A 14,501-nucleotide genomic window follows, 5' to 3' on the forward strand; every position below is an offset into this window, starting at 1 on the left:
CATGTCAAGCAAAAAAAAATCGGCGCACTCAACAAAGTGAATGCGCCGTTACCAATTGGCGTTGTTGGTTAATCTTTAGATTCCAGCATCAGCAAGACGTTGGTTCAGTCCGGCCAGTTGTACCTCAACTCTTCCTAGGCGCTGATACATCTGTCCCCTCGATAGCTGGTCACGGCATTCATGGATGTCATACAACAGAATATCTTTCTCTAATACCAATTCACTCCAACGCCGTTTGTCCCTGGTGGTTATCGGCTTACTTGACATGCACTTTCCTTAGTCGCAGTAGCGAACAAGATGCACAGTACAAAATTAGCCGACCACTGTCAATAAAAAAATTAGCTTTAGAATTATTGCAAACAACTAAGTTGCTTGTCAATCATATCCTGGATAGCCTCCATAGTGACAAAGCCTTTTGGTGTCCATAGCTTCATGGTTGGGCGCGTCGGACACGGTGGGTACGCGGTGGTTGCGTGGAAGTTTTGTGAGGATTTTTGGAATCTGTCAAGGATTCCATGAGACAGAGTCTATTTTTTTTGCGAGATGTGTTGAGAACTCCTCTGCATAGTGTGCAGATCAAAACCGTGTGTAACGAATCCTTGACACTGCGCAGGTACTGAGAGGTCAGCCACGTTGCAGCAGCGCCGTGACGGCGCTGTAGCGTGATAGCTGGCCCCATCCTGAGCCAGAGTTCTGGGTGTAATGGAGGACTCTCTACTCTTTACCCAGAGCGCTTACCACAAACTTGACAAAAATGCAAGTTTGTGTTACTTCTATTAACAGTGGAAAAAATAAGCACGAAGCAGGGGCCGAGTCAACGGGCATCCTGTGGAAAACATCTTGATTTGTGTTAAAGGAGTGTTACAAAAAGACACTTGCAAATTATTTTTGAGGCCTAAAAAATAGCTAACTATCATTATTACAGCAACATAGCTGTTACACCTAGACAATCTAGGTATTGACAGACAATTAGAATTGAAAGTGTAAGAAGAAAAACCGAGAAGCGTTATCGCCTCTCGGCAACCCCGTCCAAGTCGGACGGGTTTTTGCATTTTGGTGAACTTCTGGAGATAGACCAGTCTCATCTGGTCGGATACCGCACGCCAAGCGAGTCTCGTAGCGAAAACATATCAGCAATACAAAGTCCCACGGACTAACCGTTGGGTGGGTGCATTCGTGCATTCTGTCGGTCATCCCTGAGGGGATGGACTGGGCACACCAGAGCGCTAATTCATGCAGGAAGTCGGACAGGGTTGTGAGGGCTTTACCTCCGGCGACGATAGGGCACACCTCCCTTCAATGGGAGCGATTCGAGTAGTACGCCTGCATGGAACGAGTTAAAGGATTCATCTTCAGTAAGGACTAACTAGCCCAGCGGCTATGACAAGCACTGTCAAACAGATGGAGTCAAACCATCTGGTCTCAGCAAGTAAAACAGGCTGAAGATACACGCTTAAAGCAGGAAGAATATCCCCAACAAAACGGGGTTATCTAGCTGCTCTTACAAGCTAAGTGCCCAGAGTTAAAGCCCTCGGTGCGTCCAAAATACGGGCTAATCAGGATCACACAATCGGAGAGGACAAGATGAACGAACAGGCAACAAGCCTAAAGGAACTAGCACGATTGCACGGTATGCAGAAAAGCCAGGTAGCAGACCTCCTACGGTATATGAAGCGGAAAACCTTCCTCCTGCATGGGGAAGTTCACGTCAGCCAGAAAGATGCCGACGCTTTAGAACGCTTTTGTGACTGTCCACCGTGGTCACGACCTAACGCACCAATCGAACCAATACCGCCGAAGGACACGTCCGAATGTGACCGACGTTGGGATTGGTTCGCGCGACGTTATGACCACCTGCTACATCGCCGATTCCCGCACCTGATGGAGGACGCCGCCTGATGAGACACTGGTACACGATCCACGAGATCGCACACGAGCACCAGATGCCGAAATGGGAGATTGCCAGCGTAGCTCACTACCTGAAGCTGTCCTTCGGATACCTCGAATGGGATTCCGCCTTGAGCACTAGCGCGAAGAACCAGATCGATGAGTTCGTCCTCAACCCGCCCGTACTTAATGGCGACGAAGAGCCGGTGTCGAAGCCGAAGAAGCGCGACACGCTGGTCGTATGGAAGCAATTGCTTGACAAGTACAGCGCCGAGCGGATGATCCCCGTTTATGGGTATTAACCCCCCTTCTGCCAGAAATAGCTCCTGAAAGGGGTTAGTAATAGAGCTTGTCTCGAATCCTTTTGCACGGTGCGACACCGTTCGAGAAACAGATCGCTACTCGTAGCACTCCATACAGCACAGACACCCTATCCATGCGGGTATCAATCACAGCGTCAGCCCTTGCGACTACGGCTGAAACCATGCTGTAAGCCACGCCGAAGCCACGCCGAAGGCGCGTCCACCAACGGTGAACACAAAGTTTTGAAATTCCGAGGAAAGTCATGCCTGAAATCACTCTCACAGATCGCGCTACAGCAGCCAGAATCTGTCTACAGCGGCCTGATGAAGGCTATACATGCGGTGAACGCCGCGCCGTCCTCAAGGTCATCCTTGAGCACGCTCCAGCCATCTCCAATATCCAGCTTGCCTGCCTGTTGGGAGTATCTGAGGGACAGATACGCCTGGACCGTAAGGCGATTGGTGCTCCCCGTCCACCAAGACACTTCGACCCTGAGAAGGGGAAGCAGAAGCGCAGGAAAGACCGATACACAAACCCCTTGCTCAGAGCGCTGGGGAGGTTGGCATGATCCGCCTACACCAGTCATACGGTTCACGACAGGCAGCTACACTGCTGCACACCACTGAGCGGCACGTCAAAGCACTTGCCCGTTGTCTGGGCATCAAAACCCGTCATCTGGACAGCAGGCGGGAATGGGAGATTACAGGCCGAGACTTGATGCGGCTCGACTACTACCGCAACCCTGAGACCCTGAGTCCAGACTCATACATCGCAGCCGCCTAAAGCATTGTCCGCTGCTCTGCCATAGGCAGCGGCAGTGACGGCATCGCGTCCCCCAGTACAGGTGCGTGATGCCGCTCTAAGACTTCGCTGTTACCGCGTCGTTAGTTGATCCTTCGACGTTGTAGCAACGATGGCGCTGGTCGACTCCCCGTCATGCAGGACGGGTTGAGTCCCAGCACTCACAAAGGCTCCCGCATGTCTTTCTCCGAGCGTGTGGGAGCGCTTTGCATCGCCTCATCCACCCGATTAGCCAGAACGTCTCAGTGAACGAGCAAACGCAAGAGACTCCTTGGCTGGCGTGTCTGGTGGATTAGGGATGCACCACGGAGAAACAACCTCTAACCGAATCCAAGGAGATTCACATGTCACTCAACAGCAATGTATTCCGCCCAGGCTACGCAGAAGGTCAGACACCCGCCCAGGAAATCGCCCTCAACAGCAGCAACGAAGTAATCAACCTTCCCGAAGCAGCAGTCAAACAGCGTGCGAATCAGATTCTCAGCGCCACCGCTGCGAAGCACAATCTGCAAGTCAGTGACTTGAGTCCAGAGCTTGCACAGCGTGCAGTGGAGGAGGCTACCCGCCAACTGGAGCGGGAAGCAGCCGATGCAAACAACGTGTGGAAGCAGCTATTCGATCAGCAGCAGAAGGAGCTTGAGCTTGCACGTCTACAACTGAACGCTATGAAGGACTCCCGCAACCCCGTCTCACCCAGAGATGCAAGGCCAGTGACCACCACGGAAACGGCAAAACGCCGTGTCGGTCCTGCTGAGTGGTCGCGTATGTCTGTCCCCCAGCGTTGTGCAAGTATCGGCGTCGATTACAGCACCATCGATGTTGGCTTGCTGGAGGACCTGTTCAGCCGGAATGCAAGTCACAGTCTGGCTGCTGACCTGATGAAGCAGAATCCGCTCCGATACAGGACACTGAAGGAAACCGCCACCTGTCTGGGCATATTCGGCGCACCCAGAGGTACATTCAGGAAGAGCTAACCTTGGCAACGCTTCCCCGCCGTCTTCTTTCACGCTGTGCGGCCTAAGCCGCACAAACACTGCATACTATGCAGACGGGGATACAGCATCAGCCAGAGCGTATAACATAGTGATGAAATCGTTCCAATGGTTTACAAGCTGGCTCACCATTATCAACGACACTTCTTTGACATGACCCCTCTGCTCACGAATAATCAAACTTTCAACCAACGCATGAGGTGCTAGGGAAGACGGTGTGAATCCGCCACTGCCCCGCAACTGTAAGCGCGTTTCTGCATGTCTGGTTTTTGAGGACGTGCAAGGATGCCTGACCACAAAGCCACTGGAAAACATCCGGGAAGGCGGCAGGGCAAGAGCGCGCGAGTCAGGAGACCGGCTTCATGCGCACAGTACCGCGTTCCGAGGGGAACGGAGGAAAAATGCCAGACATTCCGCGGCGAAGCCGCTTTGCTCTCCTTTCAGTTTGCTTGTTGTTAGCAGTGATGCCAGCACGTGCTGTCGTCGTTCGTGGACGTGTTACCGATTCTCTGGGCGCCCCCATCGCCAATGCCAGCGTAGCTCTCGTTCAGAACGGGCAGGTCATCGCTTCGGGCATCACACGGAACGATGGAAGCTATCAGCTCTCTTCTTCAGCAACTGGCCGCTTCTACGTTCTGGCCGGTGGAAGATCCTTCCGCCAGCTCGCGACAGAAAGCTTCTACGGTGGCTCTCTCGATGGCATAGAGCAGAACATCCAGCTTGAACCCGAGTGGGTGCGGCAGTCGATCGTCGCCACAGAAACCGGAACACCCCTGCCGCAGGCTCAGGTAAGCGCATCTATTACGGGCTTGAACAAAACCGACTTCCTCAACCGCGCAGATATGGTCGACATCCTGCGCCAGGTTCCCGGAATAAGTGTTGTCCAGACCGGACAACGCGGCGGTGTTGCCAGCATTTTCGTGCGCGGTGGCAATTCAGACTCGAACAAAGTGCTCTTCGATGGCGCGCCCATTGAAGACATTGGCGGGCGATTCGACCTCTCCACCATTGCATCCACAGGCGTGGAGAAGGCCGAAGTCTATCGCGGTCCCAACAGCGTCCTCTACGGCTCTGACGCAGCTGCCGGAGTCATCGGCTTCAGCACGCCTCGCGGTTCCACATCGTTCCCGTCTTTGATCTACGAAGGCGACGCAGGAAACTTCGGCACCTATCGAAATGAAGTGCAGCTCGGCGGAACGCATCGCTCTCTCGACTACTATGGCGGCTTCAGCGATCTTCAGACGCAGAACTCTGTTCCCCAGAGCGAGTACCACAACATTGTCGAGACGGCGAACCTGGGATGGGCGTGGTCCGCAGCTACGACGATTCGCGTTACTGCGCGCAACGCCGACATCGCTACCGGACTACCGAATGCCTACCAGTTCTACCAGATCGCGAATGACGCCAAGCAGTCTGACCAGAACATTTTCATGACCGGAACCATCGACCACACTTTCTCCGACCGCCTGCACGGCCTCGTCCGCTATGGCATGGCACGCAAGCGCGAGGAGTCGACGCAGTGGTCGCCTACTGGAATCTATGACGCAACCGACGGCATTTATCTCGGCCTGCCAGTCACTATCAAAGGAGCCAACGGGTACTCCGTCAGCGGTCAGGCGATTCTGAACTATGCCGGAACCTATCCCATCACATCAGAGCTTGTATCCAACCGCGACAACCTCTACGTGCAGGCCGATTATCAGTTCACGCCGCACCTGATGGCCATTGCCGGCTTCCGCTTTGAAGACGAGCGTGGAAAAGACTATTATCCCGGTTTCTTGAATGACACCCTGGAGCGTGCCAACTACGACTACATGCTCCAGATCGGCGGTGATTTCCGCAATCGCCTCTTCTACTCATTTGGTGGAGGCATTCAGAAAAACCAGCTTTACGGAACTGAAGGTACGCCGCGCATCGGGCTTTCCTATTACCTCGTGCGTCCCGGAAGAGGCATCTTCCACGGCACCAAGCTCAACTTCAATTTTTCAAAGGGCGTCAAGGAGCCGACCCTCACCGATCAGTTCGATTCGCTCTACCAGGTGCTCAACACCTACGGAGGTCCGCAGTCCGCCGCACAGTATGGCATCGGGCCTATCGGAGCGGAGCATTCGCGCAGCTATGACGGCGGAGTAGAGCAGAGCCTCTTCAGCGAGCGCGTACTTCTGAGCGCAACTTACTTCCACAATGAGTTCGGGAATCAGATCGAGTCCGTTCCAGCGAGCGCGCTCTACCAGCTTCTACCGCAGCTTTCTCCCGATCAGGTTGCGCAGATCGTTGCCGCCTACAACGTGGCGCTGGCGTCGCCTACAGTGAATTCGCTGGTCTTCCGCGCACAGGGTGTCGAGAGCGAAGTGCAATACGGCATTGGCAAGAACATCTTCCTGCGTGGCGGCTATACCTATCTTGATTCTGTCGTGCAGCACTCCTTCAGCTCCGACGCGCTTGAGCCTACCTACAACACCGAGTCATCATTTCCAACTTTCCCCATAGGCGTTTACTCGCCGCTGCGTGGATCGCGTCCCTTCCGCCGTCCGCCACATACTGGCTTTATTTCAGCGTCCTACACCGGCAAGTACTGGACACTCATCGGCAACGGAGCATTCTCCAGCCGCAGCGATGACTCCACCTATCTCGGTTTCAGCGACGCCTTCTTTGGCAACTCGCTATTGCTGCCTAACCGCAACCTCGACTACGGCTACGCCAAACTCGATCTCGGCGTCGTCTATCAGGCAACGCATTGGCTTGCTGTTTACGCACAGCTTGACAACCTGCTGAGCAACCAGCATACCGGCCCGATTGGATACACATCGCTGCCGTTCAATTTCCGCACCGGCCTGCGCTTCGCCTTAGGCAAGGAAAAGAAATAACGAATGGCTCCCATCCTTTCGACATGATTTTCGCCGAAAAGGATGGGGCCCTTGAAACAGCCCTCTTCTCATCCCTGACCCTGATTCCTTACAATCAAGGCATGGTTTTAGCAGTCTCCCGCAAGCTCCTGGTTTTCTCTCTCTGTGTGCCCCTGAGCCTTTCTGCGCAACAGGTAAAGCGTGGCCGCAAATACACTCCGCCACCGCCGACCTGCAAGGTCACCGTGACCGTCACCAAGGCATCGAACGGCAAGCCCGTGGAGAACGCCGGCGTCATCTTTCATCCCATGAAGGATGGCAAGGACGACGGCAATATGGAACTGAAGACCGATGAGGACGGAAAGGCTGTAATTGACGTGATCCCCGTTGGGGACACAGTACGCCTCCAGATCGTCGCCAAGGGATACCAGACCTACGGCGCTGACTACAATCTCGAAGGTCCGACCGAGGAGATCGCCGTCAAGCTGAATCCTCCAGGCCACCAGTATTCGATTTACGAGAAGCACGACGGCTCACAGGTCGGCGGCCAGGACGAAGCTCCCAAGCCTTCAGATCAGAATCAGCCGCAGCCTCATTGAAAGGTAGGCGAGGGCTTTGGCCCTCGCAATCAACTATCCCCGCGAAGAGACGTAATCTCGATCCGACCTTCGCAGACATTCAGGGGATGATTCACTGTAAAAGCCTCGCTTGATCCCGGAGCAGAAACGCTGATGCGCGAGACCGCCGGGCATGTGTCGCCGGTTGACCAACCCATCTGGAACCATGCCTCGCCTCTCGGAGCAATCACCAGCTGCGCCTGTACCGGAGCTGCGGAGGTATTTTCGACCGCACCCGGCTCCAATTTTGCCCTCAATGCCGCTTCGCTGATGTGGTCAACGATCAGGCTGGCTGCAGGGTTCCCATGCTGATCCAGCAGAGAAACATTCGGGAAGCCGCCGATGCGGCACGGCGCAAGCCCCTGGTTGTAGAAAGCGAGCTTCACCGCGCGGTAGTTGCCATTCACAGTTGCGGCAATCTCAGTAACGGTCAGGTTCTTGTCCTGGCAAGGCTCCGTTCCTCCGGCTTCGTCCGCGCGCTTTACCAGCTGTGGAGGCTTGCTGTTAGTCGCAACCATGTAAGGTGCGTTGGGATTCGGAGCGGCCTTTGCGCGCCGTGTGTCGTCCTTTTGAATGTTGGGCGCGCTTCCCGGCAGAGATGCGTTGTGCTGTGAGTGAGAGCAACCTGCCACAAAAATACCGCATGTCAATGCCAGAAGAATCATGTGGCGTAGCCGGGGAAGCACAGAATTGCCTCGAAGTGTATCAGTCATAAGATGACCCCTGCCCCAAATGCGTTGCAAGGCGGCCTTCCTCGCGCCTCCGAAAGAGAAATCCTTATTAGCAGGTAAAATCAAGATATATGGACAGTTTACAGGGAAAGGCCGCGCTGGTCACGGGCGCTGCCAAGCGCATCGGGCGCACACTTGCGCTCGCGCTGGCGCGAGCCGGCGCTGACGTAGCCATTACCTATCGCGATTCTGACATTCAGGCACAGCAGACCGTAAAGGAATTACAGGCGCTTGGGATCAAGGCTGCAGCCGTCCGCTGCGATGTACGCAATCCGAAAGATGTGGAAGATGCCATCGCTACGGTCGTCCGGCTCTTCGGACAGCTTGATCTGCTCGTCAACAACGCAGGCCTCTTCGAGACAGCGAAGCTTGAGGAAATTTCCGTCAGCCAGTGGGACGCCATGTTTGAGACCAACACCCGCGGCCCGTTCCTGATGGCGAAGGCCGCCTACTCGCATCTCAAAGCAGCCCATGGACGCATCATCAACATCGGCTCGCTCGGCGGATTACATCCCTGGCCCACGCACGGCCACTATTGCACCTCAAAGGCCGCTCTGCACATGCTTACGCAGACCATGTCCAAGGCTTTTGCGCCGGAGATCAGCGTGAACTGTGTTGCGCCGGGAATGATCGTGAACGGGGAGGTCTCCGCCGACTACGAGCATTTCGCCCATAAGACTCCGATGAAGCGCAACGGCGCTCCGGAAGACGTTGCCGCCGCCGTCATGTTCTTTGCCACCGGTCCGCACTTCATCACCGGCCAGATTCTAAGCGTCGATGGCGGCCTGGGGCTGTAGTCAGACCATTTGCCCGGAAAGATGTGGGGTCTTCTCCCCCCTGGGGGGAGGTGTTAAGTCTTTGAAAAACCATGGCTTCTGTTTTCAATGCGGCAAAGTATTGAAAACAGGAAGGTTCGACGTAAAGTCCTGGTTCCAGGCAATAAAAAACCGCCAGTCATAGGCGATTTTTTTGTCTATTTTGTCCTTACATTCAGGATAGCAGAAATAGCGGAAATACAAGCTCATTGCTCGTTGTAACAGGTCTCGTTTGAGACCAGCAACTTACAGCAAAATGTTACTTTCGAAATCGTTGACAAGGCATATTCAGCACTCACGGCCAAAGCCCTGTTTATCACCCGCACTCCGAAAAGGCACGCGGTTTTGAGCGGAGAGGATGATTCTCATCGAGAAACTCCAGGATGCGCTCCACCAGCAGCTGCTCATCTTCAACGCCGGCGCGCAAGAAATGGCACGAAGCGGGTTCATTGTTTAAGTAGGAATACGAATTCTTTCTACTCCGGCCTGCATCATAAAAATCCATATCACTCCCCTTGCTCCTGTTTTCAATTGGGGGATGGGAGAACCCAGGCAGATAAGTTAGCTGTCGACGAAGCGGCAAACTGCAGTGCTGTTGAAAGATGTCTTTCCTTTTTCTGTATTGGTAGTGACGACCGTAATCAAACCGTTACAGAAAATCTGCAACGCTGGAGCAGTTTGGTGTGAGAAATATTTTGCGGACTTGGCGCTCTTAGCGACTTCGCGGTTGATTTTTAAGCACCGCCATAAAGCTGAAACGTGGCCCAATAGAGAGGCTTACGAAACACGCCTTGCGAGTGCAGCAGAGAAAGCTTGGCATTGCGCAGCGCCACATCAGGCGAGCGCCCCTGGGCCAGCTCGTCGTACATGCGGTCCATCAGCTGCGGCGAGGCTGCGTCGCTAGCCTCCCACAGCGAGCCCACAACATAATGCGCTCCCGCGCGCAGAAAGGCCCACGACAGTCCCACCAATCCCTCGCCGCCATAGACGCGCGACCCTGAGCCATAGCACGCCGAAATCGTCACCAGGTCCGCATGCAGCGGCTGCTGGATCACATCGCGCGCATAGAGCTTGAAGGCATCCGGGTTCGAAGGCTCGCGCGTCAGCACAATCGCTGAGTCGAGCGGCTGCGCGCTGCTGCTCGTCCCATGCGCCACAAAGTGGATGTAGGAAAACTGCCCCGGCGTAGTGCTGATGTACGAAGAGGGCAGCGCCTGCTTCTGCGTAAAGACGGCTTCTGTCGCAGCAGGGAAGTGCCTGGATATATTCGATACTTCTGCTCCGGCATTCAAAAGGTCAGGAAACTTTTCATCCGGCGAGATAGGGTTCCCGATCAGCAGCAGCTTCTTCGCCGTCTTCGCGCGTGTTTCCGGACGGAACGCCGCCAGCAGCTTCAGCGAGCTGGCATCAGTAATAGTGGCGTCGTCAATCCAGTAATGCACACCACCGCCCGGAGCGAGCAGCGTCTCGAAATTCAGCGTCGTCAGGCTTCCATCAGGAATGATGTAGACCGGCGAGTTCTTCGCAATCAGCTTTTCCGCCGGCGCCACCAGGATGTTGTAGAGCGCAATGCCATCGGCATAGGCAGACGCAAGCGTGTCTTTTGAATCAAGAATGGCGCGCTGATAGTTCTTCACATGCGCATCGATTTCAGCCTGCGGCGGAAGCTTGAAGAAGTGCGTCCCTGAAGAGTTGATGGCCCACAGGTATGACTCCTGCGGAGCCACGCTGTAGACCAGAATTGTGCCATGCAGCCTGTTGGCAATCGCGCGCGCATTGAGAGGCCTTTTCAGCGCAGCTTTGAAATCCGATGAAGTGACACCGAGCCCTTCTTCCAGAGTCCGCGCCCGCCCAAGATCAAACCACTGCAGCGCCTCATCCGTCCGTTTGTGATTCACCAGGAAGCGAATGTAATCGTCGTAGAGCTCATCAGCATTTGTCGAGAAAGGGAGCTTCGATTCTTCTTTCTTGATGGTGGCTCGTTGCGTTTCAAAAGTTGTAATGGATTGGCGGTACCATTTATCCGCAAGATCGGACTTATTGGATTCTGCATAAACATCCGATAAGGCACCTTCCACCTGCCAACGCAAAGAAGGGGTAATGGCGCGATTCCGATCCAAGGCATCGAGAGTTTCTATAGATTGCGCCATATTGTTCTGGCGTGCAGCTATAAGACTCTTAAGAAAGAGCACATCCATTTCATCTGAACTTCTACCTGAAGCGTGAGCAATGTCGAGCGCTTTACTAGTATGCTGTGCCGCTAATTCAAGATTATTGGATTTCAGGAATAGCTCGGCTAGCGAAACGTGAATTGTAATCTCTTCTTCTACGTCTTGATAAGACTCTGCAATCTGAAGAGCGGTTTTATAACAAGCCTCTGCATCATTTGGATATCCGAGGCGATAGAGAGATAATCCTGTGTTGTTTAACCATTCAATTCGGTCGTCAGTCTCTCCTATTGTTTTCGCACCCTGTTCTGCAATACGAAAACGCGCCAGGGCTTCTTCGAAATTACCGAGTTTGTAGTTTGCCCAAGCTATATTTCCTTGTGATTTTTCTAAGAGACTCTTTGCATTGATCTTTTGGGCAGAACGCACCGCTGCTTCTGATAAATCCAGTGCCTCATCAAAATGCTCCTGGCGAAGGGCGACCACACTTAGGTTTAATAAAGTGGCTGCTTGTTGATAATTATCATGCTGAGTACGAGCAATATTGAGGTTTCGATGGAAAACTTCCTCGGCTTGAACAAGGTCAGCTTGCTGAAGATATAGCATGCCTAAGACGGTGAGAGCATGGCTTTTCAAGGGAGAAGAATTGTCACCTGCAGCTGGCTTTCTACTATTTGATAGAGATTGGGCTTCAAGCAATGCCTGATTAGCTTCGCTACGGCGCCCTAATGATAAGTATGCCCATGCTTTAAGCACGTTCTGTTCTAAGGCAATGTCTGTATTTGCTAGCGAGGAAGGTAGCGGTTCAGAGAGCGCTAATAAAGCTGCATCGTTTTTGCTTTGTCGTAGTAAGGCCCTCGTATCAAGGAGTCGAAATTTCCAGGCCCACTCAGGATCTTTCTGGGAAAGCAATGCGCTTGCTGTCTGAGCTGTCTTATGGGCACTTTCCAGATTCCCATGAATAATCAGTTGTTCTGCCGTGCTATAGACAGCTTTAGGGTCTGTTAAGACTTTTGGTTTACAGCCAGCAAGCGCAGATAGGGTAATTAAAAGAACTACGGCCCACTGGGTTTCCCGTTTGCACTTGCCATTGCAGCGGAAACTGCGCCTCCAACCGGAGAACCCAGTTGCGCCCTGATCATCGACAGACGATATTGATGGTGAGTCACAATCAGTTCTGCGAAATAGATCTTTCCAAAGTCCGGAACGCGGAGTACATTTCCACACGCGATTGCGGGGAAATTTTTTGGCAGTTCGGGCAGTTGGTCGATCAGAGAGCATACGATGAAATCTCTGCCATTTCCCTCCTGATCTGAATCAGGCCAGTGAACGTGACTCTCGGCCCAGTCAGGAATAGGTGCTCCGTTGTACTTCTTCGCAAACGTGGCTTTCGCGCCATCTTTTTGAGCCTTGACCTTTTCCAGGAATTTTTCCTGCTGCGGCCAGGGCTTAGTGGGATAACGATTCTTCGGGTCCGCTTCCAATGTACCGTCGTGATCGGTAAAAAGATCATACTTGATGACTGGTTCAATCAGATTTCCGCTGATGCGCAGATTGATGAATTGCGAGCCTACGATGGAAACCTTTGCATGGCGCCTATGATGCGGGTGCGAAACTGAAAGCTGCGCGACGACACGGTCTGCAGTAATGACATCGAGGATATTGAGGCCGTCGATGGTTGCGCTGACCTGCGTTGTCCACGGTCCTTCGCTTGCCTCGTCTTTCTTGCTGCCGGAAACGTGTGTAGCCTCATTCGTAAAACTTACAGTGTCTTTCCATTTGCGTCCCTTCCGTTGCTTTTCGATAAAGCCGCCAACCACGGGCAGGGAAGAAGAAGCATGCGAAGGAATAAAACCGCTGAAGGGGCGAGTAATGAAACCCCCGATCGGATTCGCATCAGCATGGTAGTAGTAAATCTTCTGCGGATTATTTTCAGCCATTACTTTTCCATTCTGGGGAGGAGTTGAATTTTCGTTAACGAGTCTGCAAAAGGAAGCGGTACTTCGCCAGATCGACCGGTGCGCTGGTTGACGCGCCAGTTGAAATTCCCTGGACCAGCAGCGTATTCACGCCAGCCTCAGCGCTGTCTGCCGGCACCTGAATCGAAACTGTATCCGAAGCCTGCGACGGAGGCACCTGAATCTGCCACACCATTTTGCCAGAAGGACTGTAAAGCGAGCACAAATATCCAGAAAAGCGCGCGTCTGTAGGTACATCGACAAACAGCAAAAATGGCTGATGCGCGTTCATCACTACCGTGCGAATTTCCGCACCACGGCTGCCGCCATCCACCAGGTTCACCGACGGCAGAAGCTGCGGCCGTGAAGCCGAGGCAGCCAGTTGTTCCAGGTGCGGCATGGTCACAATATTCTGGAACCCGATCACCAGCAGCATGGCCGCCATGGCGGGCACGGCAAATGCAGGGCGGAGGATGGATGCCAAATCGAAGAGCTTCCGTTTGGGCTCTTCGGCTGTCTCGCGCACCACGGCCGGGCGGGCAAGCTCCTTTTTCGTCTGGGCGATAAAGAGCGTGGTGGCGCGCAGATCTGTGGCGCATTTCTCGCAGTTAAAGAAGTGCTCTTCGAAAGAGTCCCGCGCCTCAGGGCCCAACTCTCCCAGCAGATACTTCTCAACCATCAACTGATTGGCAGCTTCTGTGTGTTCCATGATTTGAGCCTCATCAGAATAGTGCACAGAAAATCCAAACGTATCGTGTGAATTGGCTGCCTCTGTTTCGCGATGTTTCGGATGAGGCCACATGCTTGACATAAAAGGACTTAAACGAAAGTTTAGCGCGGTGGAGTAATACTCTTAGATACTCCCTGTCCACACCGAACTCAGCGCAAACCTCATCCTTGTCCCGCTCGTCGAGGAAAATGCCTTTCAGCAGCTTGCGGTCGCGCTCACTGAGCTTGTCCAGAATCTGGCGCACGGTCTTCTGCGTGTCTTTCGACAGCATTTCATCGAGTACCCCGGCTGTCTCGGATTGAATATCGATCTCCGAGGCGTCTTCCATGGCCTCGCTGCGCGAATGCGAGCGGTAGTACTCGAGCAGAACATGGTTACAGATGGAGTTGACCAGCGCCCCCAGCGCTGAGGCGTTGCGAATGCCTTCTTTGCCGCGCAAAAGCGCGAAAACCCGCGTAAACGTCTCCTGTCGCACGTCCTCAATTGCATCTTTGGAATGCAGGCGGGAGCGCAGTTTCAGGTGGATCAGCTCACTAAAGTAACGGTAAAAATGTTCCTCAGTGCGAGGATCTCCTTTGCGGAGATTTTCTATGTATATGTCGTCGAACTTTTGGAAAAGCACCCCAAAACCCTCAAAATAAAGTCTTTGCGCA

Annotated in this window: 12 protein-coding genes, 1 pseudogene and 1 riboswitch; of the genes and pseudogenes, 7 read left to right on the forward strand and 6 right to left on the reverse strand. The window is 53.6% G+C overall.

The genetic code is table 11. The annotated features are described in order from the left end of the window. The first annotated feature begins 1,898 nt into the window (after positions 1 to 1,898). The 6 genes from AC5S16_RS00730 (at position 1,899) to AC5S16_RS00755 (ending at position 7,428) form a co-directional block, all read left to right on the forward strand. Positions 1,899 to 2,189: a hypothetical protein gene (locus AC5S16_RS00730; RefSeq protein WP_493928084.1), complete on the forward strand. Its 291-nt coding sequence runs from the start codon at positions 1,899 to 1,901 to the stop codon at positions 2,187 to 2,189. Positions 2,190 to 2,452: 263 nt separating this feature from the next. Then, positions 2,453 to 2,758 carry a hypothetical protein gene (locus tag AC5S16_RS00735; protein WP_493928085.1) on the forward strand — a complete coding sequence of 102 codons (306 nt, stop codon included), beginning with the start codon at positions 2,453 to 2,455 and terminating at the stop codon, positions 2,756 to 2,758. Further along, positions 2,755 to 2,973, forward strand: a complete 219-nt coding sequence (locus tag AC5S16_RS00740; protein ID WP_493928086.1) for a hypothetical protein — start codon at positions 2,755 to 2,757, stop codon at positions 2,971 to 2,973. Before AC5S16_RS00735 ends, AC5S16_RS00740 begins: the two co-directional genes overlap by 4 nt. Before the next feature lie 362 nt (positions 2,974 to 3,335). Next, on the forward strand, positions 3,336 to 3,965 hold the full coding sequence (locus AC5S16_RS00745; RefSeq protein WP_493928087.1) for a hypothetical protein: 630 nt from the start codon (positions 3,336 to 3,338) through the stop codon (positions 3,963 to 3,965). Between the two features lie 199 nt (positions 3,966 to 4,164). After that, positions 4,165 to 4,360: riboswitch (cobalamin riboswitch) on the forward strand. Positions 4,361 to 4,447: 87 nt separating this feature from the next. Beyond that, positions 4,448 to 6,850 (forward strand): TonB-dependent receptor, encoded by a 2,403-nt coding sequence (locus AC5S16_RS00750; RefSeq protein WP_493928088.1) that lies wholly within the window; start codon positions 4,448 to 4,450, stop codon positions 6,848 to 6,850. Positions 6,851 to 6,951: 101 nt separating this feature from the next. Then, positions 6,952 to 7,428 (forward strand): carboxypeptidase-like regulatory domain-containing protein, encoded by a 477-nt coding sequence (locus tag AC5S16_RS00755; RefSeq protein ID WP_493928089.1) that lies wholly within the window; start codon positions 6,952 to 6,954, stop codon positions 7,426 to 7,428. Positions 7,429 to 7,457: 29 nt separating this feature from the next. Here AC5S16_RS00755 and AC5S16_RS00760 read toward each other — a convergent pair whose 3' ends face one another. Beyond that, entirely contained in the window at positions 7,458 to 8,159 is a 702-nt protein-coding gene (locus AC5S16_RS00760; protein ID WP_493928090.1) for a DUF4232 domain-containing protein, read from the reverse strand. 89 nt (positions 8,160 to 8,248) lie between these two features. On the opposite strand from AC5S16_RS00760, the gene AC5S16_RS00765 reads away from it, so the two are divergent. Continuing rightward, positions 8,249 to 8,974, forward strand: a complete 726-nt coding sequence (locus AC5S16_RS00765) for an SDR family NAD(P)-dependent oxidoreductase (RefSeq protein WP_493928091.1) — start codon at positions 8,249 to 8,251, stop codon at positions 8,972 to 8,974. A gap of 752 nt (positions 8,975 to 9,726) precedes the next feature. Here AC5S16_RS00765 and AC5S16_RS00770 read toward each other — a convergent pair. The 5 genes and pseudogenes from AC5S16_RS00770 to AC5S16_RS00790 all read right to left on the reverse strand — a co-directional run bounded on the left by AC5S16_RS00770 (position 9,727) and on the right by AC5S16_RS00790 (position 14,470). Beyond that, entirely contained in the window at positions 9,727 to 11,190 is a 1,464-nt protein-coding gene (locus tag AC5S16_RS00770) for a CHAT domain-containing protein (RefSeq protein WP_493928634.1), read from the reverse strand. Between the two features lie 396 nt (positions 11,191 to 11,586). Next, positions 11,587 to 11,916, reverse strand: a pseudogene (locus AC5S16_RS00775) (tetratricopeptide repeat protein); the annotation flags it as partial. Between the two features lie 299 nt (positions 11,917 to 12,215). Then, positions 12,216 to 13,100 (reverse strand): hypothetical protein, encoded by an 885-nt coding sequence (locus AC5S16_RS00780; RefSeq protein ID WP_493928092.1) that lies wholly within the window; start codon positions 13,098 to 13,100, stop codon positions 12,216 to 12,218. A 34-nt stretch (positions 13,101 to 13,134) separates the two neighbouring features. Beyond that, positions 13,135 to 13,827 (reverse strand): zf-HC2 domain-containing protein, encoded by a 693-nt coding sequence (locus AC5S16_RS00785; protein WP_493928093.1) that lies wholly within the window; start codon positions 13,825 to 13,827, stop codon positions 13,135 to 13,137. 13 nt (positions 13,828 to 13,840) lie between these two features. Beyond that, positions 13,841 to 14,470: an RNA polymerase sigma factor gene (locus AC5S16_RS00790; RefSeq protein WP_493928094.1), complete on the reverse strand. Its 630-nt coding sequence runs from the start codon at positions 14,468 to 14,470 to the stop codon at positions 13,841 to 13,843. Positions 14,471 to 14,501 lie beyond the last annotated feature (31 nt).

The organism is Acidobacterium sp. FHG110202_01 (genome assembly GCF_059115305.1).